Raw genomic sequence first — 25,114 nt, forward strand, 5'->3', positions numbered from 1 at the left:
CTTAGCTCTCTTTTTTATTGCACATCGGGAAGCCCAACGCCTCACGGGAGGCATAATAAGCTTCGGCTACCGCTTTGGTCAGAGCGCGTATACGCAGAATGTAGCGCTGACGTTCGGTAACGGAAATGGCTTTGCGAGCATCCAGCAGGTTAAAGCTGTGAGCCGCTTTCAGAATACGTTCGTAAGCCGGTAACGGCAGTGGATTTTCCAGCGCCAGCAACTGCTGGGCTTCTTTTTCATACTGTTCAAAACAGGTGAACAGGAAATCCACGTCGGCATATTCAAAGTTGTAGGTGGACTGTTCCACTTCGTTCTGATGGAACACGTCGCCGTAGGTGGTTGTCCCTAGCGGACCATTGCTCCACACCAGATCATACACACTGTCTACACCCTGAATATACATGGCCAGACGTTCCAGACCGTAGGTGATCTCACCGGTAACCGGCTTACATTCCAGACCGCCCACCTGCTGAAAGTAGGTGAACTGCGTCACTTCCATGCCGTTCAGCCACACTTCCCAGCCCAGTCCCCAGGCGCCCAGCGTCGGGTTTTCCCAGTTATCTTCCACAAAACGGATATCGTGAATGGTCGGGTCCAGCCCCAGCTCTTTCAGTGAACCGAGGTACAGTTCCTGAATGTTGTCCGGTGAGGGTTTAATAATCACCTGGAACTGGTAATAGTGTTGTAGCCGGTTTGGGTTTTCGCCGTAGCGGCCATCGGTAGGACGACGGGAAGGCTGCACATAAGCAGCGGCAATCGGCTCCGGGCCGAGCGCCCGCAAGCAAGTCATAGGATGGGAAGTTCCAGCGCCAACTTCCATGTCCAGCGGTTGGACAATGGTGCAGCCCTGACGCGCCCAGTAATCCTGTAACGTCAGGATCAGGCCCTGGAAGGTCTTGGTATCAAACTTTTGCATGTTGGATTCGCACGCGTACAAGTGGATTTATAATGAAGGCGCCAGTATACCCTCTGAATGCAAGATATACAGCCAGAATGCGGCAACAACTTCATCCTGATGAGGATTTTTAAGGAACCTAGCCACTGAATACGGTTTGCAACATTTTCAGACTGAGCAATACCAGCAACCCGGCGAACACCTTTCTCAAGGTAGCCACCGGCAGGCGATGCGCCAGCCTGGCACCCACTGGAGCGGTAAAAAAGCTGACGGCAGAAATCAATACCACCGCCGGCAGAGAGACATAACCAAGACTATACGCAGGCAGCCCACTTGCCGACCAGCCGTTGATCATATAGCCCAGCGCCCCGGACAGCGCAATCGGCAGCCCGACCGCCGCCGAAGTACCAATTGCCTGCTGAATACGCACGTTGCACCAGGTAAGAAAAGGGACCGTTAGTGAACCGCCGCCAATCGCCACCAGGGCGGAAATGCCGCCAATACTCAGACCCGCCAATGAAATACCCGCCATACCGGGTAACTGCCGATTGGGTTTGGGTTTTATGTTCAATACCATCTGCAACGCGACGTAAGCCATAAAACAGGAGAAAAAAATAGCCAGCACCCGTGTTGGAAGTAATGCTGCCAGCCAGGTTGCGGTAAAAGTACCGATTAGAATCGCCGGCGTAATCCGCCATACTACCGGCCACAACACGGCCTGATACTGGTGATGGGTGCGCAGGCTGGAAATGGCGGTCACCACAATGGCCGCCATTGAGGTTCCCAGGGCCATATGCACCAGATGCGTTTCCTGCACACCTTGAATGGCAAACAACGCCGTGAGTATCGGCACCATAATGCCACCCCCACCGATCCCGAGTAATCCAGCCATAAATCCGACCACGGCACCCAGTGCCAGATAGGCCAGTATCCACTCCATTCCCATTTGTATCCCCTGTCATTCTTTTAAATCAAAATAAATCAGCATTATTATTGTTGCCGGGGGTATCTGTTGCATCTGCATTCAGTTCAAGTAATCATTAATGTACTACTAACCACTGCGGCTGGCAGAACCCACTCCGGCCATGATCAATAGCAACATCGTCACAGAATGGCAACCGTATAACAGGCTAAACAAGCATAAGGAAATTATCGTGAAACGTTGTGGCTGGGTTACGCAGGATACGTTGTATCAGGATTATCATGATCAAGAATGGGGAAAACCCTGTACCGATAGCCTAAAGCTGTTTGAATTGTTATGTCTGGAGGGGCAACAAGCCGGGTTATCCTGGATAACTGTGCTCAAAAAGCGAGAAAACTATCGTCGCTGCTTCTACCAGTTTACTCCCCAGTTGATCGCCCGGATGACACAGGAAGATGTACAGGAATTGATGCAGAACAGTGGCATTATCCGCAACAGATTGAAAATAGAAGCCATCATCCACAACGCCCGCGCCTGGCTGACGATGGAAACACAAGGCGAGGTTTTTTCCGACTTTATCTGGTCGTTCGTCAACCACCAGCCGATCATCAACCATTACACTACGCTGGCGGAAGTCCCTGCCAAAACTGAACTTTCCGATACCATGTCGAAGGCGCTGAAAAAGCGTGGTTTTAAGTTTATCGGCTCCACAATCTGTTATGCGTTCATGCAAGCCGGAGGATTAGTCAATGATCATATGACAGACTGCGTTTTCCGCTAAGGACAGCACTTATGATCAGAATGTATCAACCACAAGATTTAGCCGCGCTGCTGCCACTTTGGCTGGAAAGCACCACGCTGGCCCATCCGTTTATTTCACCGCATTATTGGCAGGAAAGCCTTGAGTTAGTACGCAATCACTATATTCCCCGGTCGCAAACCTGGGTATATGAAGAAAAGGAAGGTATCGGGGGCTTTATCAGCGTAATGGATCAACGTTTCATTGGCGCGCTGTTTGTGCATCACCGCTTTTACGGTCAGGGCGTCGGTGCAGCCTTGATGGAACAGGTTCAACAGCACTTTCCCATTCTCAGTCTGGAAGTTTATCAACAAAACCACCGTGCTTGCGCATTCTACCGCAAACACGGATTTGTGGCCGTACAGGAAAGTTTTCAACGGGAAACCCAGGCAACCTTGCTGATTCTGCAATGGCATAAAAACTAATTATTCCTATTTTTGCCACTGCCTCACAATACCGTCTACTCAGTTTTCCCCCTTGTCTGGCATCGGGAATGCTGTCATGAATAACGCCACCTTCAAACTCACATTCACACGACCAGGGAACCGGTTTGTCCGTGGAATCCGCCTCGTTGTCCCCCGTCAGAAACCCGGCGGCTCAAGAGACGAGAAAACAGGATAACAAAAGTGGATTGTCACCCGATGTCATTCTCGTCCACAGACCCACTTGCAGTATCTCGCCAGCGCCCCCATCATGCCTGATATGATTTATCTTTCTGAGCCCCACGGGCATTAGCCTCTGCTGGGACGGGTTCTTAACTACCTCAATCTTTCGGAGTGAATGATGAAACCTGGCGTTATCCTCTACAGAAGCATTCCTGATGATTTACGTGCTCGTCTGGAACAGCATTTTACCGTCACCGCCTTTGATGGGTTGCCGCCCACAGATCACCCTGTGTTACAGCAGACTGAAGGTCTGATCGGTTCGAGCGCCAATGTCACGCGGGAATTTCTGGCCCATCTGCCACGCCTGCGGGCAGTCTCCACCATTTCAGTGGGATACGACAATATCGATGTCACGGCACTGAGTGAAAAAGGCGTGGTACTGATGCATACGCCGACCGTATTGACGGAGACCGTCGCTGATGCCGTGATAACACTGATGCTGGTGACGGCGCGCCGAACTGTTGAAGTGTCCGAGCGGGTCAAGGCCGGTGAGTGGCAAGACAGTATTGACAGTGACTGGTTTGGCGTAGATATGCACCATAAAACCATCGGTATTCTGGGAATGGGGCGTATCGGGCTGGCGGTCGCGCAGCGGGCACATTTTGGCTTCAGCATGCCGGTGTTGTATAACGCTCGCCACCACCATCAGGAAGCGGAAACCCGTTTTAGCGCTCGCTATTGCGAGCTGGATACACTGCTGGCTGAGTCAGATTTTCTGTGTATCACCCTACCGCTAACCGAGCAGACCTATCATCTGATCAACCGTGAAAAACTGGCCAAGATGAAGCCCAGCGCGATACTGATCAATATTGGCCGCGGCCCGGTGGTGGATGAACAGGCGTTGATTGAGGCATTGACCAACGGTACACTTCTCGCCGCCGGTCTGGATGTTTTTGAACAGGAACCCTTGCCGACAGATTCACCGTTGCTGAAACTGTCTAACGTGGTGGCATTGCCGCACATCGGTTCGGCGACCCATGAAACTCGCTATGGTATGGCAGCCTGCGCGGTCGATAACCTGATCGCCGCCCTGAGCGGAAACGTGAAAGAGAACTGCGTCAATCCGCAAGTGCTGAAATAAATTCAGCCTCCTCTTGGGCAGGCGTTCACAGCCCGATGTACGCTTTACCATCAAACAAAGCCCCCCCCTTGAACCGGGGAGGCTTCATTTTTGTGTTCCCGATCAAGGGAAATATATGTATTCCTTAACAGAGAGAAGTCAGCGTTAATTGCCCATCATTCCACTGCGATCGGTGTTTCCGTCAGCGTAGTCGTGCGATCACCCTGAATCGCTTTCACCTTCTGCTCGGCTTTCTGCACCGCAGCCGGGCTGCTCAGCAAACTATAGGTCAGTTCAAATACTGTACTCTGACCAGGTTGTAGATGTTTTACGCGACCCTGTTTGCGTTCAATGGTTACCGGATAGGCATAGCTGGTACCTGGTTCAATACCCGTCACATAACCTTGTCTTTTGCCATCCGTGTTTTTCCACAACGTCAACACTGGTAGCTGATGGGTATCAAACGCAATAGATACGCCTTTATCTCCGGCACGATTAACCAGTGCCGCCATGGTTTTACCGTCTTTATCCGCATAAGGCTGGATGTTGAATACCATTTCATCAAAGCCTTTGGTCGGGCCTTTATAAACCTGCCACTCTTTCAGACCCGCTTTGGCGTAATCGTTAAATGGCGAAATATCTTTTACTGGTGCCACAAAACGCGCCCCTTGCTCCAGAATCGGCGAGCTAAAGTTGCTGTGATAGATAATCTGGTAGTCACGGGTGTAATCAGATTTGTTGGTCAACACGTCATGAATGGTGAAGGATTCGCTGCCCGGGATATAGCGCAGTTCAGTCCAGGTTTCCAGGTTGGATTTTTTAAAACTGTTTTCTTTCAGCAGACCACGCACCGTAATCTGATGCGGCGCCTTGTCGCTGACGTCCACGATCACTGTAGAAGCCGGCGTGTTCCCCGCGCGGCCATGCAGCGTGTAAATCATGCCATCGCTGGTAACCGGGTGACCCGTCCACTCATAGCCACAACGCACCATCATTTCGTTGAAGCCCTCCAGCCAGCCCAGTCCGTTACGACTTTCCAGATTGATAGTGTTGGGATTAACCACTTCATCCACCGGTGAATCCCAGCCCAGACGGATTTTTTTGCCAATCACATGCAATATATCCATGCCGCGGGTCGGGCTGAGAGTAATCTGCAACCCATTCGGGCTGGTGATGGTAATGATTTTACTGCCTTCCTGACGTCCGCCGTGCAGAACTGTTTGCTCAATGCTGAAGTGCTGATCCTTAATCTTCATGGCATCACTGTTGATATGCCAGTTGCCCTTTTCCACATTGGTTTTAGTATCCGTCAGCACAAAAGTCTGCGCTGAGAGTTGCCAGGAAACCAATGCCAGAGAAATACCCATTGCCAGTAATTTTTTCATCCCATGCGTCCTTTTTGCTGAATTGATTTAGCTTGTGGAAACCAAAGACTACAAATCAGCGCACTTTCAGAATGTGATTGCTATCACCAGACGAGTAACTGCTATTTTTCAAGCTATTATTTCAGATGGCAGTCACAGATTTGTTAGATATATTTAAGTTAATTGCAGCAGAATGGGATATAGATCGGCAAAAGCTGACGCGGATTCAGCTTTTCTATATTCTTCGCCTGATCATGTTTCGCAAGCTATGTATCTGTTCAGCATTTCATGTCGTTTTTTGTGGCAACTTCAGCAAAATGCGGAAGCAGATTATTTTGCCTTCACATTGCACCAATGTGACACAAGCGTTATGGTTGCGGTTTACTCATGTTTCACATTTTATTGACAATCGATGAACTTCTCTCTTTTTGGCCAAAAATTCACCCGCCATTCCGGCATCACTCAACTGATGGATGATCTGAATGATGGATTACGCACGCCCGGCGCCATCATGCTTGGCGGCGGGAATCCGGCACATATTCCAGCAATGGATGATTACTTTCAACACATCTGCCGCGACTTGCTGGCGGAAGGAAAATTAACCGAAGCCTTATGTAATTACGATGGACCACAAGGGAAAGATACGCTGCTGAATGCCCTGGCTGACATGCTGCGCGACGAACAAGGTTGGGACATTAAGCCGCAGAACATTGCCCTGACAAATGGCAGTCAAAGTGCATTTTTCTACTTGTTTAATCTGTTTGCCGGACGTGATGAAAATGGCGGTCTGCGCAAAGTGCTGTTTCCGCTGGCGCCGGAATACATCGGTTATGCAGATTCAGGGCTCGACGAAGACATGTTTGTCTCGGTACGTCCGCAGATTGAACACCTGCCGGAAGGACAATTCAAATACCATGTTGATTTCGAAAAGTTGCACATTACCGATGATATTGGCCTGATCTGCGTATCGCGGCCAACCAACCCTACCGGCAACGTGCTGACCGATGAGGAATTGCGGCATCTGGATAGCCTGGCTCGGCAGCATCAGATTCCACTGCTGATTGATAACGCTTATGGCGTACCGTTCCCCGGTATTATCTTCAGCGACGCTACACCGCTGTGGAATCCGAATATTATCCTGTGCATGAGCCTGTCCAAACTGGGCTTACCCGGCTCCCGTTGCGGCATTGTGATTGCTGCTGAAGCAGTGATTTCCGCCATTGGCAACATGAATGGCATCATCAGTCTGGCGCCCGGTTCGATTGGCCCGACGATTGCCCATGAAATGATTAAACGCGGCGATCTGCTGCGTCTGTCTGAAAATGTTATTCGCCCGTTCTATCAGCAACGCGTTCAGCAGACGATTAACATCATCCGCCGCTATCTGCCCGCCGAGCGTTGCCTGATTCATAAGCCAGAAGGGGCGATCTTTCTGTGGCTCTGGTTTAAGGATCTGCCCATCACCACCGAAGTGTTATACCAGCGACTGAAGCGGCGCGGTGTGTTGATGGTGCCGGGACACTACTTCTTTCCCGGTCTGGGACAGGAGTGGCCGCATGCTCACCAGTGCCTGCGCATGAACTACGTGCCGGAACCGGAAAAAATCGAGCAGGGGATTGCCATTCTGGCGGAGGAAGTGGAGCGGGCGCTGCGGGAAACAGCCGGGTAGTGCCCGAAAACGACGCCACCCTCCCGCGTTTCAGGCCGACGACAACCCCCACGCTGCCCTGCCAAGGCAGAAACGTGGGGTTGCGTTATAGCGATGCTTATCCTCTTCCTGCTACGCCCGCTTTTTCCAGTATCGCGTGCAGCAACACATTGGCGCCAGCCGTGACGTGTTCCGGCGAGGCGTACTCGATTTCGTTATGGCTGATACCGTCCTTGCAGGGGATGAAAATCATGCCGGTGGGTGCCAGCATACTCATATACACCGCATCGTGCCCGGCCCCGGAAACAATATCCTGATGGGAATAGCCTAACGCCTGTGCCGCGTTGCGCACCGCGTCCTTGCACTCAGCATGAAATGGTGCTGCCGGATAGTGGGAAACCTGCGTGATGCTGATATCCAGACCGGTTTCTGCCATCAGTTGGCGGGTGAAATGCTTCAATGCCGCATCCATCAGATCAACCTTCTCATCGTTGATATTGCGAAAATCGATAGAGAATTTCACGCTGCCGGGCACCACATTACGGCTGTTGGGGTACACCTGCACCATCCCAACCGTACCGCGGCCGTGTGGCGAAAAACGTTCCGCAATGGCAATCACTTCCTGCATGATGCGGGTAGAAACCTGTAGTGCATCTTTGCGCAACGCCATCGGCGTCGGCCCAGCGTGAGACTCCTGTCCAGTCACCACACAGTCATACCAACGGATGCCCAACACCGCCTGTACTACGCCGATGGTGATATTTTCATCTTCCAGAATCGGTCCCTGTTCAATGTGCGCTTCAAAATAGGCGCCGATCGGATGATCACCCGGCTCGTTTGGCCCGGCATAGCCAATTTTTTCCAGTTCTTCCCGCACGGTTTTGCCTTCGGTATCTACCGCGGCATAAGCGTGTTCCAGCGAGAAAATCCCGGCGAACACACCAGAACCCATCATCACCGGCACAAAACGGGAGCCTTCTTCATTCGTCCAGAACACCATTTCCACCGGCGCTTCGGTTTCAATCTGCTGGTCATTCAGGGTACGAATCACTTCCAGCGCCGACAGCACGCCAAAGTTACCGTCGAATTTCCCGCCGGTCGGCTGGGTATCAATATGACTGCCGGCCACAATCGGCGACAGCGTATTATTGCGGCCGGGGCGGCGCATAAAGACGTTACCGATTTTGTCTATCTCGACAGAAAGCCCGGCCGCCTGGCCCCAACTCACCACCAGATCGCGCCCCTGACGGTCAAGATCGGTTAACGTCAGGCGGCACACGCCGCCTTTCGGGGTCGCGCCAATCACCGCCAGATCCATCAGTGACTGCCAGAGACGCTCGCCATCAATCCGCAAATCCGAAGTGTTCACCTTGCTTGTTGTTGCTGATAGTACGTCGCTACTCATAACAAATTCCTCATCAGTGAAATGAAGCCTGTCGCTGTTCAAACCATTAACGCGATACACCTTGCGGCGCGTGAGCGCGCTCCCATACCGCCGTCGCGCTGAAATCTGGCCCGAATGCCGGGCGTTTGATGTAACGTCCGGCACCCTCTTTGGCGCGTAGATCGCCATCAACCCATACCACTACGCCCTGACTGACGGTATAGGCGGGAATGCCTTTCACCGTGCGTCCTTCAAACACATTGAAATCGTTTCTGGAGTGATGAGTTTTAGCAGACAGTGTCTTGCTGCCGTCAGGATCCCACAGCACCAGGTCAGCATCCGCGCCAACCGAAACACTGCCTTTGCGCGGATAGATGTTGAACAGCCGCGCCGTATTGGTGGAGGTAATCGCTACAAATTCGCTGGGCGTCAGGCGGCCGCTGTTTACCCCGGCATCCCAAATAACCGCCAGACGTTCTTCCACCCCGCCACAGCCGTTGGGGATCTTGGTGAAGTTGTCGCCGCCCGCCGCTTTCTGGCTGGCGCAGAAGGTACAGTGATCAGTGGCGGTGGTGTGCAACTGACCAGATTGCAGGCCGTGCCACAATACTTCCTGATGCGCTTTCGGCCGGAACGGCGGGCTCATCACATGCGCCGCCGCCTGGTTGAAATCCGGGTCGCGGTACACACTGTCATCAATCACCAGATGCCCGGCCAATACCTCGCCATACACACGCTGTCCGCGGGAACGGGCGCGGGCGATCGCTTCAGCTGACTCCATACAGGAAACGTGCACCACGTAAATCGGTATGCCCATCACATTGGCGATGGCGATGGCACGGTTGGCGGCTTCGCCTTCCACTTCCGGCGGTCGCGACAGCGGGTGTCCTTCCGGCCCGGTGATGCCGCGCTTGAGGATCTCCTGCTGCAACAGGTAAACCATTTCGCCGTTTTCAGCATGCACTGTCGGCATCGCCCCCAGTTCCAGTGAACGACGAAAGCTGTTCATCAGCGTTTCGTCATCACACATGATGGCGTTTTTGTAAGCCATAAAATGCTTGAAGCTGTTCACCCCTTCTTCCTGAACCAGCGTCCCCATATCCCGATGCACACTGTCGCCCCACCAGGTAATCGCCACATGAAAGCTGTAGTCGGACGCCGCCTTTTGCGCCCAACCGCGCCAGTCACGGTAGGCTTCCATCAGTGACTGCTGCGGATTGGGAATGACAAAGTCGATGATGGTGGTTGTCCCGCCCGCCAGCGCGGCGGCAGTACCACTGTAAAAATCATCGACGGTGGTGGTGCCCATAAACGGAAAATTCATGTGCGTGTGTGGATCGATACCACCCGGCATCACGTACAGACCGCTGGCATCCACCACCGCTGCACCGCTTGGCGCATCCCGACCCGCATCCTCGCCTACGGCCACGATAATGCCATCCACACACAGTACGTCGGCCCGGAACTGGCGGTCGGCATTCACGACGATGCCACCTTTAATCAACAGGTTGTGACTCATACTATTCTCCTTCATTTATGCGTGAAGACGAGACTCAAGCGTTGATCGCCGTGGTCGCCATCGGGTTATTGGGATGGGTGGTCCAGTTGGCGTACTCATCGCTCACCACCTTGCCGGTACGCACATCCACTTCACCCGGAGTCAAACTACGCAACGTAATGCAGTTCTCCACCGGGCAGATGGAGACGCACAAATTGCAGCCCACACAATCCTCTTCTCTCACCTCAAAATGGCGCCCGCCGTGTTTCATGCTGGTGATAGCCTGATGCGAAGTGTCTTCACAAGCCAGATGACAACGGCCACACTTGATACACAGCGACTGATCAATCACCGCTTTATCAACATGATTGAGATTGAGATAGCGCCAGTCGGTGACACTGCCGACCGCGCGGCCGCGGAAATCCTCCAGTGTGCGGTAGCCTTTCTCATCCATGTAATTGGACAGGCCGCTTATCATGTCGCGCACAATCGGAAAACCATGCACCATCACGGCGGTACACACCTGCACCGTGCCGCAGCCCAGCGCGATAAACTCCGCCGCATCGCGCCAGGTCGAAATGCCGCCAATGCCGGATATCGGCAATCCGGCCGTTTCCGCATCCCGGGCAATTTCCGCCACCATGTTGAGCGCAATCGGCTTCACCGCCGGGCCGCAATATCCACCGTGAGAACCTTTTCCGCCGGTATTGGGATGAATACTCATCGAATCGAGATCGACGCCCATCACCGAGTTGATGGTGTTAATCAGCGACACTGCATCCGCACCGCCGTGTCTGGCGGCTCGCGCCGGATAACGGATATCGTTGACATTTGGCGTCAGCTTGACGATCACCGGCAAGTGGCAATACTGCTTGCACCAACGGGTGACCATCTCGATATATTCCGGCACCTGCCCCACCGCCGCGCCCATGCCACGTTCACTCATGCCATGCGGGCAACCGAAGTTCAGCTCTATACCGTCGGCACCGGTGGCTTCCACCAACGGCAGGATGGTTTTCCACGCTGCCTCCTCGCACGGCACCATAATCGACACCACAATGGCGCGATCCGGCCAGTTGCGCTTAACGCGGGCAATTTCCTCCAGATTGACGTGCAGCGAACGATCGGTGATCAGCTCAATATTATTCAGGCCCAGCACTCGGCGATCAGCGCCGCGCAAGGTGCTATAACGCGGACCACTAACGTTAACCACATGCGGATCAAGCCCCAGGGTTTTCCACACCACACCACCCCAGCCAGCTTCAAATGCCCGTACCACGTTGTACTCTTTGTCGGTGGGCGGCGCGGACGCCAGCCAAAAAGGGTTTGGGCTTTTGATACCCAGAAAATTCGTGTTGAGATCAGCCATGAGAACGCTCCTGATTGGCCAGTGAAGGCGTATCATTAGCCGCTACCCGTCCGACGACGCTCAGCGCCAATGCTATGGATTTGGCGGCAATCTTGCCCTGGCGCACCGCGTCCACGGTAAGATCCAGTCCGTCCGCACAGCAGTCGCCCCCAGCCCAGACACCCGGTAACGAGGTACGTCCCTGATCGTCTACCAGGATGCGTCCACCTTTGAGCGCCACGGTCCTGCCTGCTGGCACTGCGTCATAAGTCTGGCCGATAGCTTTCAACACCATGTCGGCAGGCAATGTGAAGGTTTCACCACTCGCCACCAGCACACCGTTTTGCTGTTGCATCACCATAAAAGATACGCCGGTAACACAACCCTCTTCGCCATGAATTTCCTGTGGCGCAGACCAGTAACGCAACGTAACACCGCATGTTTTTGCCCACGCCTGTTCATAAGGTGACGCTTTCATCTCCGTTTCACCCCGGCGATACACTATCGTGACCTCGCGGGCACCGAGTTTTTTCGCCTGTACGGCGGCGTCCACCGCGGTCATGCCACCACCAATCACCACCACATTACGACCAACCGCCACCTGGCTGAAACTATCGGACTGACGCAGTTCGGCGATAAAATCTACCGCTTCACGCACACCCGCCAGCGCCGGCTCATCAATCCCCAGGGCGTTAACCCCCGCCAACCCCATACCCAGGAACACCGCGTCATAATCAGTACGCAGTTGCTCCAGCGTGAAGTCCTGCCCCAACCGTTGATTGAGCCGCAGTGCAATACCCCCGACTGACAACAGCCAGGCAATCTCTTGCTGGGCAAAATCATGGGTGGTTTTATAAGTCGCCAGACCGTATTCATTCAATCCACCCGGTTTGGGCTTGGCATCGAACACCACCACGTTATGACCGTTCACCGCCAAACGATGGGCGACAGTTAATCCGGCAGGCCCGGCCCCCACCACCGCTACGGTTTTGCCGCTGTCCGCCGCACGCACAAATAGCGGCTGGCCGGGATTGGCAAAATAGGTATCGGTAGCATGACGCTGCAACAAGCCGATCTGTACCGGCTTGCCATCCTGCGCATTACGCACACAAGCTTGTTCACACAAGGTTTCTGTCGGACAAACGCGAGCACACATTCCGCCCAGCACGTTCTCCTGCAAGATGGCTTCGGCAGCGCCACGCACGTTGTCCTGCGCGATACGGTGAATAAAGCTCGGTACATCAATATCGGCGGGACAGGCGCGGGTGCAGGGGGCGTCAAAGCAGTAGTAGCAACGTTCAGCCTCAATCACCGCCTGAATATGTGTCAGCGCTACAGTGCTGTCGCTGAAGCTACTCAGATAATCCGCCGGGGCCAGCCGACCGCGTTGTATGCCTGGCGCGTCCACGCCCACGGGAATCTGACCTTTCATCACTCAGCCTCCTCTGACGAGACAAAACCGGAGTAACGGAAGCGAAGTCGTGCCTTGTGGCGGTTAACATCGTCAATGCTGCCTTGTTTTCGATTGCTCATAGGTATCTCCTGAACAGGGCCGGAGCGAGGCGTCACCCTACCGCTCAAAAATCCTGACCGATTGGTTAAGTTTTCAGGGATAGAGATGCGATTTATGTGCCATTGTTGCCAATGGCCCAGATCACACAAAAAACAAGGGATTAACTGATCATAATTTTTCATGATGGCTGCGAATTCGTATCTTTTTGGTGCATTTCGCACCACCATTGATGCAAATATGTTCAATGGAAGGTAATTCATGGAGATAAACAGAGCTACCTTATGAAACTTTCGGATAAAAAGGAGACTAACAAAAAAATCTTTCCTTAAATGGCAAAAGTAAATTTTGTATTGTGCGAATTCTAAGAATAATGATCATCGAATGTCTATTGTGCAGAAACTTCTACCGGTGATGACTCAAAATCTGTCTTCCTACACCCCTAATCCAAATTATTTAGGGTATATTATAAAATAAATGTTTCATTTTATTTTATCTTAATTAAAAAAATAAACTTAGAGTTTAATACTTAAAAAATAGCAACAGTAAGATATAAAAAAATAAAATAATATTAACATTACAAGTAAATTGCATAAACATGAATAATAAATTAAAAATAAATTTATTATTTGTTAATAAAACCAATAAGTTAAATAAAAACCATGTCGTTTTATTGTAGCCAGATGTTGGGAAATTAATTTGTAACATAATAATGTATAGCCAAACCACATAAAATTAATTAATTATTTAACCTCTAAAGAAAAATGAGAATAAAATGAAAAAGTATGATGTTATCCTCATCGGAGGAGGAATTGCGGGGCTCATGTCGGCATATAAATTATGTGAAATAGGCCTGTCGGTTGCGTTGGTGGAAAACAAAAAAGTGTTTGCTAGCGGCCCTTCAACCCGCAATGAGGGATGGCTACACCGCGGTACATATCATGCAACATCAATTCTGAAAAGAGAGGAAGCTATACAAGTGGCTAAACGCTGCATATATGGCCATGAATATATTCGCCGTTTTGCACCAGAAGCAATAGGAGACGCAGATAAGCGACCACTGGCGCTGATTAAAGATGAGTCGCGTATTAATGAGGTTTTGTCACGTTGGAATGAAGCTGGTGTTTCATATAGCAACCTGACGCGCGCGCAAGCACAAAACCGCATCCCTGATGCAAATTTTAAAGAGACTGCAGCAATATTTGAAGTAGATGATGTCAGTTTAAACACTCGCTTACTGTATAGGAAATTAATACATCTCTCGTTGAAATCTGGCTGCGATTTTTACTTAGGCTATGATGTTGAAAGTATTAACGGGCAGGAAATCCTACTACGAGATACAGATGGTGAATTGCAACATGTTAGTGCAGAAAGAATTGTCTACTCTTCTGGAATAGGAGCAAAAGGACTATTCGAAAAACATCATGGCATCCATCTCCCCATTCGCTACTGGAAAAGTCATTTAATAATAACTCGCAGGTTATCAGACTTTGGTGTTTTTTATTTGGACGCGCATGAAGCAGCCTTAATGCATCACGGCAACAACAGCATAATAGGATTCAATGAAGACGCTCTTCTTTCAGAAAGTGCAGATTACAATGTAATTCCAGACAGATCTGAAAATATTCGAAAGGGAATAAAAAAATTATTCCCAGACTGGAATGACCCTGATGCTATTAATATTGCCTGCGTTAAGGTTGACCTGCAAAGACCTGAAAATACTAACCGATCGCTTAATGTGGCAATTTCTGAGCCTATACCGGGTCATATCCTGATATTACCGGGTAAAATGACCGAGGCTCCGTATCTGACAGATCTTCTTGTCTCTTATTTACATAATGCAATAGACAATAGGGTTGTATCTATGCGTCCTTGTGACAAATCAAATAGTCTGGAGAAAATAACTTAATGTTTCCTGAAATTTTTGACCAACTCCGGATAAATCATGGTTTTCTGACGTTAGCTCAGATAGCTCAACTTTGTGAGAGAGGAAATATTATATTCGACCCATTATCCACACTTATTTCAGTACATGCTAAAATAGGTACAGGTAACATTTTTTATCCTGGGGTAACAATCATAGGGTCAAGTGAATATGTAATGGAGATAGTTGATAATAATACCTTTCACAGCAACACACTCATTGAGTCATCATTAGGTCCAGTCTCTATAGGGTCAGAGAACCAATTTGGTGAAGGAGGAGTGACAATTAAAGCTAACCGAGATGATGCCATAATTAAAATAGGAAATCGGGGACGTTATCTTGGTGGAGTAGCGGTTTTTGGGGCGACGTTTCTAGGAAGCGGAAGTCAGATACTGGGTTCAATTACAGCAGATGGTTGCCGGCTTGAAGAAGGAAAAAGCTGGAGGGAATATGGGCCAAACGAAAGGGGGGGTTTGCTGAAAGGACACGGTCTTGCGAAAAATGTAACTGTCGGAACGGGAATGGTTATTAATGGTACGGGAACATTTACTGAATCTTTAACAGAGCCACAATCCAACTATCACCCGCTTATGAAACCAGCTCAATAGATACGGTTTTAGAGACTCCTTTATATATGTGGATTTATTATGGTATCGCAGCCGGGTTTATTCTCGGCTTTTATGATTTTTGGACAAAAAAAGCGATGGCCGATAATGGCATTTTTCCGGTTGTATTTTTTTCATCATTTTTTGGTGCTCTTTTCTGGGTGCCGGCATTCATCCCATTCACTTATGCTGGTATGCCTAGAATAAATATTGATGGCATTCATTTTCATGAACAGTTAATCATTTTTGTAAAAAGCACCATGATGACATTATCATGGGTTTTCGCTTACTTTTCTGTGAGGGAACTTCCCATGTCCTTTTCAGGTTCTGTCAGAGCTTCCGGCCCTCTCTGGACACTCGCGGGAGGATCATTGATTTTTGGAGAGTTCCTGACACCCATACAGCTCACTGCTGTAGTCCTATCTGTTATTTGTTATTACTTTCTTTCTCAGATAGGGAAAAAAGAAGGCATAAACACTCTCAGAAGCCTCCCAATGACAATGATGCTCATCGCAACTATTCTTTCTTCGTTCACTACAGTTTATGATAAATTTATCGTTCAACAAATGGGTATGTCAGTTTACACAGTTCAGGCATATAGCGCACTTCATCGTTTTATAATTGCAACAGCATTGCTTGTATTAAGTATCAAATTTAGGCAGGAGAAATATCATTGTAAATGGAGCCTGTATATACCTCTTGTTGGGTTATCATGGGTAATAGCTGAACTAGTCTATTTTTTTGCAATCTCAGATGCCAGTGCGAATGTGACATACTTATCAATTTTTCGAAGAATGAGTTTAGTTGTTGGTTTTATTCTTTCAGCTTTATTTATTGGGGAGAAGTATTTTTTAAAAAAACTTACAATAATTTTGCTTATCGTTTTTTCTGCTGTTCTATTGATATTTAAATTCTAAACTTTAAGGTTAGTGATTCGAAGTTATAGGATCGCTTTTTTAATAAGTAATTTTAAATGACAAATTTTTCTTAATGATCAATCTCCATAGCCCCATCTAATGATAAATAGATGGGGTGCCGTTAACCGAAAAGACTACCTATTACCCAACTTATACCAACGGAACAACGATGGCCCCAGATCTTCGTTTTCTAACGATTTTTCCAATTTATTTCTCAAACGCTAATTCTTAAACAACTGGTTACCACTATTACCTTGTCGCGCGACCAGGTTATCAATATTGTTATGTTATAACATTTAATTTCACTGTTGTTTTTAATGTATTGATCATTAGGGGTTTTAGATGAAAGGCAAGTTTAGCGCAGCATTAACAGTCATCGTTTTAGCTTCCGTTCACACCGGTGAAGCGATGGCGGCATCAACGCCGGTATTGAATGCGGTCGGGGTAGAAAATGAATACGCCGATGTAATTTCACAAATTGGTGGCAAATTTGTTCACGTCACGGCGATTGAAACCGATCCGAACACCGATCCGCATACGTTTGAAGCCAGTCCGAAAATTGCCGCCGAGATAGCCAATGCCGATCTGGTGGTAAAAAATGGGCTCGGTTATGATTCCTGGACGGATAAGTTTCTCTCTGCGGCGCCGAACAAAACGCGTCATGTGATTGACGTGCAACATCTGCTCGGTTTGCCGGATAACACACCAAATCCACACTTGTGGTACAAGCCGATTACCATGCCCGCCGTCGCGAAACAAATCGCTGCCAACCTCAGCGCATCAATGCCTGAACAAAAAGCCTACTTTGAGGCCAACGTTAAAAAATTCGATGCGTCTCTGAAACCCTGGTTCGCCGAACTTGCTGATTTCAAAGCCAAATATAAAGGCAGTGACGTCGCGGTAACCGAGCCGGTCGGCGACTATATGTTACAGGCCGCGGGGGCGCATATCGCTACACCATTTAACCTTGAAGCGGCCATCATGAACGGTACCGATCCGGCACCGCAGGATGTCACCGCACAAAATAATCTATTCAGCAGTCATAAACTTAAGGCCTTTGTTTATAACCAACAGGTTACCGATCCGCTAACCGCATCCTTTCTGAGTCTGGCCAAGAAAAATCACGTTCCGGTGGTCGGTGTATATGAAACCATGCCAACACCGGGTTATACCTATCAGTCGTGGATGATGGCGGAAACCAAAGCGCTGCGCCGTGCAGTGGCAGACCACGTCTCTACCGAAACCCTGCTGGCAAGTAAATAAGATGATACACGCAGGCGACAGCGTTCTGGCTGTCAATAACATCAGCGTTTCTTTCTCCACCAAAAATGTGCTGCAACAGGTAACCTTTAACCTTAAGGCCGGGGAGTTCTGCGGCCTTATTGGTTCTAATGGCTCAGGTAAAACGACGCTGCTACGTACTATTCTCGGCTTTCAACAAGCCAATGAAGGTAGCGTACACATCGATAATCTGACGGGCAGGCAAGGGATAAACGCTGTCGGTTACGTACCGCAGAAGATCTTGTTTGATGCCGAAATACCGCTGCGAGCCAGGGATTTAGTGACTCTGGGCCTCAATGGACATCAACTCGGTTTTGGCTTTCCATCCAGAAAGGTCAGGCAAAAAGTCGATGATATGTTGAAAGAGGTGGGTGCCGAGAGCTTTGCTGACCAACGCATCGGAAATCTTTCTGGTGGTCAGCAGCAGCGTGTGTTGATTGCCCACGCCTTGATTCGCTGTCCCCGGCTTTTATTGCTTGATGAACCTCTGGCTAATCTGGACATGCGCAGCGTGTCGGAGATTGTGGCGCTTTTGCGCCATCTTTGCGTCTCACATCAGGTCACGATACTGCTTTCCGCTCATGATATGAACCCGTTACTTTCCGCCATGGATAGCATCGTCTATTTAGCTAATGGTCGTGCGGCCAGCGGCAAAACTGACGATGTGGTACGTACCGATGTGCTCAGTGAGTTGTATGGCCATCATATTGAAGTGGTCCACGTTCTTGACCGGGTACTGGTGATTGCCGCTAACGGCGCGGCCGCGGCACAGACGGATCAACACTCGGCCGACTGCCATTCGAATGTCTAAATCCTAATGAATTCTTTAATGATGACCATTTTTGAACCGGGCTTTTTTTCCAGTCAACCGGTGCAAACCGCACTGATTATCGGTGGAGGCGCTGCGGTAGTCTCTGGCGTTGTCGGTGTGTTTACCGTGATACGTGGCCAGTCTTTTGCTGGTCACGCACTGGCAGATGTCAGCAGTGCCGGCGGCGCCCTCTCCTTCCTTCTGGGCATTAATCCGTTGGCCGGCCTGCTAGGTATGGCGCTTCTGGCCTCGATGGGGATGGAACTGGTCGATATGCGGCGCGCTCGCGAACGGGATTTAGTCACCGGTATTGTACTGGGCGCCGGTCTCGGCCTTTCGGCACTGTTTTTATATTTCGATGTCACCACCCACAGCACGACCGGTGCGGCAATCAGCGTGATGTTTGGTTCTATGTTTGCTATTCCCCCCTCGATTATTCCGCTGGCATTACTGGTGGGTCTTGGTGCGTTGGCTGTTACAGCCATTCTCTATCGCCCGTTGTTGCTGAGTTCTCTCGACGTTGAACTGGCTGAAATTCACGGCATAAAAACCCGGGTTATCGGGCTACTGTACCTGATCGTTCTCGCGCTGTCGGTGGCACTTTCCTCAATGACCGTCGGTGCCGTGTTATCAACCGCGTTACTGATAGGTCCTGCGGCTACGGCACTGCAACTGGCAAAACGCCCGGCTACCGCTATTTTGATGGCGATTATTATCGGACTGGCCGCAACCTGGGGCGGAATTCTGTTGGCTTACGATAGTTACTACTGGACGCCGGGACACGGCTGGCCGGTGAGTTTTTTTATTGTGGCGTTGATATTCATCCTCTATCTGATCTGTACGCACCTTAAAATCACTAAGGGGAATTAGACATGTTCTCCAGTTTTATGATCAATACCTGGATTGTGGTCACGTTGGTCGCCATTGTGGCCGGGGTTGTCGGATTTTTTGTCGTGCTTCGCGGCGCCTCTTTTGCCGCCCATGCCTTACCTCTCGGCACGTTTCCCGGCGCCGCGTTAGCCGGCCTGTTGGGCATCAATTCGTTTTTCGGCCTGGTAACTTTCGCCGGACTCGGCGTGGTCGGCATCAGCCAGTTGTCGAAAAAGGGTCGTCATGAGGTAGCCACCGCGCTGTCCCTGGTGATGCTCTTGAGTCTGGGAACGTTATTTTTAAGTATGAGCAGCCAATATTCCCAACAGGTTTACTCACTACTTTTTGGTGAAGTGCTTGGCGTAAGCACTGCTGAAATCACCCCCATTGCACTGTTAAGTCTGCTGGTGATCGGCGTGACCATAAAATTGTTCTCACCACTAGTATTAAGCTCAATTTCGCCGGAGCTGGCCGAGGTTAAAGGTGTGTCAGCGCGAAAAATGGAAATTTGGTTTTTGGCTATTCTGGCACTGGCGACAGCGATGTCACTGCCGGTGGTTGGCGCGCTACTGGTTTTTAGCTTAATGATTGCACCGTCGGCAGTAGCACGATCCCTGACCCATCGTCCGGTTCCAGCGGTCATTCTGTCTGTATCTATTTCGTTAGTGACGGTGTGGTTAGCCATCGCGCTGTCTTACGAAACCAACTGGCCGGTTGGCTTTTTCGTCGGAGGTTTTGGAGCGCTTTTTTATGGATTGTCACGGATATGGCGACGGTGGAGGTAATCCCGTTACGCCAGCCCGCAGATCCGAAACACACTGGTCAGCACATGGCGGGTGGCCCGTTCCTGAGCATCAGCCGAACGGGCGGCATCGCCCAGTACAGCGGCAATCTGAATGTCAAAATCAGCGTAGGTCTGGGTCATCGACCAAACAGAAAAAAAGAAATGTGGCGCATCCAACGGTTGCAACCGCCCATCAGCGATCCAGCGATCTAACACGGCGGATTTTTCCACCACCAGCCGCCGCAGCTCGGTTTGCAGCAAATGATGCACCATCGGTGCACCTTGCAGGATTTCATTGGCAAACAGTTTAGACGCCTCCGGGCGCTCAAAACTGAAGCGTATTTTCTGCCGTACATAGCGCTCAATCGCGGTTTTCGGATCGGCTTGTGGATGCAGGTCATCCAATGGAGACAACCAGTCATGCAGAATAGTATCCAGCACCGTGAGATAAAGCGTCTGTTTATTACCGAAGTAGTAATGTAGGTTGGCTTTGGGCAATCCGGCGGCTTCGGCAATCAGCGCCATCGTGGCCCCTTTGAAACCGAAACGGGCAAAAATACGCTCGGCCGCCAACCGGATGATCGCCTCATTATCCTGACGAATGCGGCCTTTTTCGACCTCTTCGACACTTTCCGGTAACAACCGGGATGAAACGGGTATCACATCGCGTTCCTCTGGCACCTTGCTTTTCCACATGACGTTTACCTGCCGTTTGTTGATGACTTTCGCCTTCCCTGGCGCTGTGGTTAATGAGGAATCGTGCTCATGCAATAAATTATTTCGCTGCCGCGTCCCACACCACATGACTCATGGCACTGTCGCCTGGGTCTTTCTTGATAACCGGGCTACCGCCGCCGCTGTTCAACAGCACATCCACCGTGCGGCGATAAGCCGCCGGATCAAGATAACCGATTTTAGGTGTGTTGGCATTGGTGATCAATTTAGCGACGTTTTCCATCTGACGTTGCTGCACCGCTACGGTAGCGGAACCGGAAGCATCTTGCGACACCACAATCTTCGCCGCTTCTTCCGGGTGATTCACCGCCTCATTCCAGCCTTTATAGGACGCTTTGAGGAATTTCGCCATTTTGGCCACGAACGCTTTATCTTTCAGATTCGGCCCCAGCACATACAGGCCGTCTTCCAATGTGGAGACACCCTCATCTTCATATGGGAAAGTCACCAAATCCTCTTTCTTCATGCCAGCGTCAATCAACTGCCAGTATTCGTTATAGTTCATGGTGGAAATACAGGCCGCCTGATTTTGCAATAACGGATCAACGTTAAAGCCCTGTTTCAGCACGTTGATATCGACACCGGGCTTGTAACCCAGCTTGTTCATCCAGTTGAAAAACGGATATTCGTTACCACCAAACCACACCCCGAGTGTTTTACCCTTCAGATCGGCTGGCGTAGTCACACCGCTGGATTTCCTGCACGTCAGCATCATGCCGGAACGGTCAAAAATCTGAGCGATATTCACCAGCGGAACACCCGCTTCTCGCGCCGCCAACGCGTCAGGCATCCAATCGACAATCACATCCGCCGATTTCCCGGCAATCACCTGCACCGGGGAAATATCGGTCCCTCCTGGTTTAATGGTGACATCCAGTCCTTCGTCTTTGTAATAGCCCTTGGCCTGTGCCACGTAATACCCGGCGAACTGGGCCTGCGGCAACCATTTAAGCTGGAGCGTCACCTTCTCGGCAGCCAACGCCTGAACGGTGAAAGTCAGGGACACTGCGGCCAGCAGCAGCCGGCGAAAAACAGAGTGTACTGTCATCTAATGACTCCTCGGGTTAAAGTGAACACCATAATTAATTAACATATTGATAATATTGTTTTTTATAGCAAAAACCTCTTACCGTCGTTATGACACGCCTCGTACCGAGGGGTGCCAGAAATTCATTCTCTTTTCCAGACGAACCAATAAGGCATACACCAGAGAACCCACTACCGACGCCACTACAATCGCCGCCCATACTACCGACATATGCATACGTGCGGCTTCAGTAGAAATACGGAACCCCAGCCCGGCGGTGGGAGAACCAAAAAATTCCGCCACAATCGCGCTGATCAGTGCCAGTGTGGCGTTAACCTTTAATGCGCCAAAAATAAACGGCATGGCTGCGGGCAGGCGCAGCATTAACAGGGTTCGGCGCGGACTGGCGGCATAGCAGTACATTAGCTCCCGTTCCAGCTTGCCGCTGGCCTGCAACCCCGCCAGCGTACTAACCAACGCCGGGAAGAACGTCACCAGCACAATCACCGCCGCTTTGGACGGCCAGTCAAAACCGAACCACATCACCGCAATCGGCGCCACGCCCACCAACGGAACCGTACTGGTGAGATTGGCCAACGGCAGCAAACCCCGTTGCAGGAATGGCAATCTATCGATCAACAGACCAACGACAATCCCCAGTCCACTGCCCAGCAGATAGCCAACCAGCACCGCTTTCAGCACCGTCTGCACCACATCGCCAGCCAGCAACGCCGCACTGTCATACAGCGCCTGTATGATATTGAACGGCGTCGGCAACAGTACCTGCGGCACAGCAAACACCGTCACCAGCAATTGCCAGAAATAGACCACCCACAAACCGAACAGGGTTGCCACGACACTGGCGGGCAATCGGAGATTAGCTATCGCCAGGCGCTGTACACTGACCATCGCCAGCAGTACCTGCGCGGCCAGGACTACCCAGTACGTCGCCCCGGTACTATCGACAGACATCAATAATCCGGCACTACTCAGTACCAGCACCATCAACACCACCAGCCGCCATAGCCTCGCAGAGTCAGACAGCGCCACCAGACAGGCCGCCAACAGCAACGACATTACCGCCAACAACGTCAATGAAGCTGGACCCGGCGCGGATCCCCATTGGCTGAACGCCAGCAGAATCATCAACACTGCGCTGACCAGCATGAAGGTGCCGGAAATCTGTTTTGCTTTCATCACGCCTCCTTACGTCGCCGCATCACCAGTCGCTCGGTCAGACTGACCAATGCGGTCAGCCCCAGCCCCAGCAACGACGCCATCACCAGTGCTGACCAAATCTGCACGGTGTTACCATAGTAAGAACCGGTCAGCAAACGAGCGCCCAACCCGGCCTGCGCCCCGGTTGGCAGTTCCGCCACCATCGTGCCCACCAGCCCACTGGCAATCGCCACCCGGAACGCCGGAAACAGGTACGGCAGCGAAGAAGGCAGCCGCACCAGCCAGAAAGTATCGATACGGCTGGCCGCATAAGTGTGTACCAGCTCCATTTCCATCTTTTGTGGCGCACGCAATCCCTGCACGGTGGCAATGGTGACCGGGAAAAAACACAGGTACATGGCGATGGTGGCTTTCGGCAATAACCCGGTAATGCCCATACTGCCGAGAATAATCAATACGATCGGAGCGATAGCCAGCACCGGCACCGTTTGTGACGCCACAATCCATGGCATCAGCGCTTTATCCAGCGTGCGGGAGTGCACGATACAGATGGCCAGTCCCAACCCCAGCAGTACGCCCATGACAAAACCGGTCAGTGCCGCACTGGCGGTCACCCAGGTGTGCAACAGTAAATTGCGTGGCGACGTGACCGGCCATTGGGTCGTACTGTTCCAGATATCGCTGATAATCTGGTCCGGTGTAGGCAGTACCGGCCGCGGCATCGAAAACGTAGCCATCACCAGATCACGCCAACTCCAGGCGCCTTTCGGCGCCAGCGTGCGTTCAATGGCCCCGGAGGCATTCAACCCTATCGCCAGCAGATACCAGCACAACAGTACCGCCACCACCACCACGCCGATGGGCAACGCGTGATAACGAAATACTTGCATGCGCAGGGACGTATTAGTGTTCATGATGTCCCTCGACCAGCGCCGCCCTCACCTCTTGCGCCAGCCGGATAAACTCCGGCGTATCGCGCAGCGACAGATCCCGCTCATGCGGCAGCGGCGAATCAATGATTTTGACAACCCGACCAGGGCGCGGGGTCATGATGACAATTTTGGTGGAGAGGTAGACCGCTTCCGCAATCGAGTGGGTGACAAACACGATAGTACGCTGTTCGGTGTACCACAGTTGTTGCAACTGCTGGTTGAGGTTATCCCGCGTCAGTTCATCCAGCGCGCCAAACGGTTCATCCATCATCAGGATTTTCGGTTCGAATCCCAGAGCACGGGCAATAGAGACTCGCTGCTGCATCCCACCCGAGAGTTGCCATGGATATTTCTTCTCAAAACCGGTCAAACCGACACGCGCCAGTTGTTCACGAGCAATGGCGTCACACAAGCCCGGCGGACGTCCCTGAATCTGCAATGGCAGCATCACATTGGCCAGTACCGTGCGCCACGGCAGCAACACCGGTGATTGAAAAACATACCCATAAGCACCGGCCTGACGCGCTTCAGACGGCGTCATATCGTTGACCAACAGGTCGCCGGAGGTTATCGGTTCCAGATCGGCGATGGTACGCAGCAGCGTGGTTTTACCGCAACCGGAAGGGCCGATGAAAGAGACGAACTCTCCCTGTCGAACGGTCAGGTTGATATCTTTTAACGCATGTACCGGTTGGTCCGTCGACGGGTAAATCACATTGGCATCGCGCACCACGATCGCGGGTCTGGCCGCCGCTATTGCAGGTTTAAGCGTCACAATGGAGGGTGCATCGGCATACATTAACTGACTCATTACGGTTATCCCCTTCATGTCATTTTTTGACCGAATGGTTAGGTTTCTTGCTATCACTTATGCCATTTCTATGCCAACGTTCATTTTTCACCCAAATCCATAAAAATAACGGACGTTAGCCACCATATAATTCTTTTTTATGGCT

23 protein-coding genes are annotated in these 25,114 nt (G+C 51.1%); 11 read left to right on the forward strand and 12 right to left on the reverse strand.

The features are described from left to right. Position 1: 1 nt before the first annotated feature. Positions 2 to 916 carry a glycine--tRNA ligase subunit alpha gene (glyQ, locus tag RS889_RS22520; protein ID WP_021013930.1) on the reverse strand — a complete coding sequence of 305 codons (915 nt, stop codon included), beginning with the start codon at positions 914 to 916 and terminating at the stop codon, positions 2 to 4. A 118-nt stretch (positions 917 to 1,034) separates the two neighbouring features. Further along, positions 1,035 to 1,841 (reverse strand): sulfite exporter TauE/SafE family protein, encoded by an 807-nt coding sequence (locus tag RS889_RS22525; protein ID WP_021013929.1) that lies wholly within the window; start codon positions 1,839 to 1,841, stop codon positions 1,035 to 1,037. Between the two features lie 208 nt (positions 1,842 to 2,049). Between RS889_RS22525 and RS889_RS22530 the strand changes: the two genes are divergently transcribed. The 3 genes from RS889_RS22530 to ghrB all read left to right on the forward strand — a co-directional run bounded on the left by RS889_RS22530 (position 2,050) and on the right by ghrB (position 4,362). Then, the gene (locus RS889_RS22530) at positions 2,050 to 2,598 is read left to right on the forward strand and encodes a DNA-3-methyladenine glycosylase I (protein ID WP_315708760.1); all 549 of its coding nucleotides are present in this window, start codon (positions 2,050 to 2,052) and stop codon (positions 2,596 to 2,598) included. Between the two features lie 11 nt (positions 2,599 to 2,609). Further along, a complete protein-coding gene (locus tag RS889_RS22535) occupies positions 2,610 to 3,041 on the forward strand; it encodes an N-acetyltransferase (RefSeq protein WP_315708761.1) in 432 nt (143 codons plus the stop codon). 358 nt (positions 3,042 to 3,399) lie between these two features. Further along, positions 3,400 to 4,362, forward strand: a complete 963-nt coding sequence (gene ghrB, locus RS889_RS22540; RefSeq protein WP_315711164.1) for a glyoxylate/hydroxypyruvate reductase GhrB — start codon at positions 3,400 to 3,402, stop codon at positions 4,360 to 4,362. 155 nt (positions 4,363 to 4,517) lie between these two features. On the opposite strand, the gene RS889_RS22545 is transcribed toward ghrB, so the two are convergent. Beyond that, entirely contained in the window at positions 4,518 to 5,726 is a 1,209-nt protein-coding gene (locus tag RS889_RS22545; protein WP_315708762.1) for an aldose 1-epimerase family protein, read from the reverse strand. A gap of 391 nt (positions 5,727 to 6,117) precedes the next feature. Here RS889_RS22545 and RS889_RS22550 point away from each other — a divergent pair, with 391 nt between their 5' ends. Then, a complete protein-coding gene (locus RS889_RS22550) occupies positions 6,118 to 7,374 on the forward strand; it encodes a valine--pyruvate transaminase (RefSeq protein WP_315708763.1) in 1,257 nt (418 codons plus the stop codon). Between the two features lie 97 nt (positions 7,375 to 7,471). Here the strand turns inward: RS889_RS22550 and RS889_RS22555 are convergent, their stop codons facing one another. From RS889_RS22555 to RS889_RS22570, 4 genes are read right to left on the reverse strand one after another with little or no spacing between them, the layout of a single operon-like run. Further along, on the reverse strand, positions 7,472 to 8,758 hold the full coding sequence (locus RS889_RS22555; RefSeq protein WP_315708764.1) for a Zn-dependent hydrolase: 1,287 nt from the start codon (positions 8,756 to 8,758) through the stop codon (positions 7,472 to 7,474). Positions 8,759 to 8,804: 46 nt separating this feature from the next. Next, positions 8,805 to 10,256 carry a dihydropyrimidinase gene (gene hydA, locus RS889_RS22560; RefSeq protein WP_315708765.1) on the reverse strand — a complete coding sequence of 484 codons (1,452 nt, stop codon included), beginning with the start codon at positions 10,254 to 10,256 and terminating at the stop codon, positions 8,805 to 8,807. Between the two features lie 34 nt (positions 10,257 to 10,290). After that, complete coding sequence (preA, locus tag RS889_RS22565; RefSeq protein ID WP_315708766.1) at positions 10,291 to 11,604, reverse strand: NAD-dependent dihydropyrimidine dehydrogenase subunit PreA; 1,314 nt, start codon at positions 11,602 to 11,604, stop codon at positions 10,291 to 10,293. Then, entirely contained in the window at positions 11,597 to 13,015 is a 1,419-nt protein-coding gene (locus RS889_RS22570; protein ID WP_315708767.1) for an NAD(P)-dependent oxidoreductase, read from the reverse strand. Before RS889_RS22570 ends, preA begins: the two co-directional genes overlap by 8 nt. Positions 13,016 to 13,868: 853 nt before the next feature. Between RS889_RS22570 and RS889_RS22575 the strand changes: the two genes are divergently transcribed. From RS889_RS22575 to RS889_RS22605, 7 genes are all read left to right on the forward strand, one after another. Continuing rightward, positions 13,869 to 15,002, forward strand: coding sequence for an NAD(P)/FAD-dependent oxidoreductase (locus RS889_RS22575; RefSeq protein ID WP_315708768.1), 1,134 nt, complete (start codon positions 13,869 to 13,871; stop codon positions 15,000 to 15,002). Then, the gene (locus tag RS889_RS22580; protein ID WP_315708769.1) at positions 15,002 to 15,625 is read left to right on the forward strand and encodes a hypothetical protein; all 624 of its coding nucleotides are present in this window, start codon (positions 15,002 to 15,004) and stop codon (positions 15,623 to 15,625) included. The genes RS889_RS22575 and RS889_RS22580 overlap by 1 nt, the downstream gene beginning before the upstream one ends. Before the next feature lie 26 nt (positions 15,626 to 15,651). Beyond that, the gene (locus tag RS889_RS22585) at positions 15,652 to 16,539 is read left to right on the forward strand and encodes an EamA family transporter (protein WP_315708770.1); all 888 of its coding nucleotides are present in this window, start codon (positions 15,652 to 15,654) and stop codon (positions 16,537 to 16,539) included. 342 nt (positions 16,540 to 16,881) lie between these two features. Beyond that, positions 16,882 to 17,802: a metal ABC transporter solute-binding protein, Zn/Mn family gene (locus RS889_RS22590; RefSeq protein WP_315708771.1), complete on the forward strand. Its 921-nt coding sequence runs from the start codon at positions 16,882 to 16,884 to the stop codon at positions 17,800 to 17,802. A 1-nt stretch (position 17,803) separates the two neighbouring features. Further along, entirely contained in the window at positions 17,804 to 18,631 is an 828-nt protein-coding gene (locus RS889_RS22595; protein WP_315708772.1) for a metal ABC transporter ATP-binding protein, read from the forward strand. A gap of 18 nt (positions 18,632 to 18,649) precedes the next feature. Then, on the forward strand, positions 18,650 to 19,501 hold the full coding sequence (locus RS889_RS22600; RefSeq protein ID WP_315708773.1) for a metal ABC transporter permease: 852 nt from the start codon (positions 18,650 to 18,652) through the stop codon (positions 19,499 to 19,501). Between the two features lie 2 nt (positions 19,502 to 19,503). After that, positions 19,504 to 20,286, forward strand: coding sequence for a metal ABC transporter permease (locus RS889_RS22605; RefSeq protein WP_315708774.1), 783 nt, complete (start codon positions 19,504 to 19,506; stop codon positions 20,284 to 20,286). A 5-nt stretch (positions 20,287 to 20,291) separates the two neighbouring features. Here RS889_RS22605 and RS889_RS22610 read toward each other — a convergent pair whose 3' ends face one another. The 5 genes from RS889_RS22610 to RS889_RS22630 all read right to left on the reverse strand — a co-directional run bounded on the left by RS889_RS22610 (position 20,292) and on the right by RS889_RS22630 (position 24,969). Beyond that, a complete protein-coding gene (locus tag RS889_RS22610; RefSeq protein WP_021013915.1) occupies positions 20,292 to 20,981 on the reverse strand; it encodes a TetR/AcrR family transcriptional regulator in 690 nt (229 codons plus the stop codon). Between the two features lie 79 nt (positions 20,982 to 21,060). After that, on the reverse strand, positions 21,061 to 22,068 hold the full coding sequence (locus RS889_RS22615) for an ABC transporter substrate-binding protein (protein ID WP_315708775.1): 1,008 nt from the start codon (positions 22,066 to 22,068) through the stop codon (positions 21,061 to 21,063). A gap of 87 nt (positions 22,069 to 22,155) precedes the next feature. After that, positions 22,156 to 23,244: an ABC transporter permease gene (locus tag RS889_RS22620; protein WP_315708776.1), complete on the reverse strand. Its 1,089-nt coding sequence runs from the start codon at positions 23,242 to 23,244 to the stop codon at positions 22,156 to 22,158. Beyond that, positions 23,244 to 24,140 carry an ABC transporter permease gene (locus tag RS889_RS22625; protein WP_021013912.1) on the reverse strand — a complete coding sequence of 299 codons (897 nt, stop codon included), beginning with the start codon at positions 24,138 to 24,140 and terminating at the stop codon, positions 23,244 to 23,246. The genes RS889_RS22620 and RS889_RS22625 overlap by 1 nt, the downstream gene beginning before the upstream one ends. Then, positions 24,130 to 24,969, reverse strand: a complete 840-nt coding sequence (locus tag RS889_RS22630) for an ABC transporter ATP-binding protein (protein ID WP_315708777.1) — start codon at positions 24,967 to 24,969, stop codon at positions 24,130 to 24,132. The genes RS889_RS22625 and RS889_RS22630 overlap by 11 nt, the downstream gene beginning before the upstream one ends. Between the last annotated feature and the right edge of the window lie 145 nt (positions 24,970 to 25,114).

The organism is Brenneria uluponensis, assembly GCF_032395385.1.
GTDB classification, from domain to species: domain Bacteria; phylum Pseudomonadota; class Gammaproteobacteria; order Enterobacterales; family Enterobacteriaceae; genus Prodigiosinella; species Prodigiosinella aquatilis.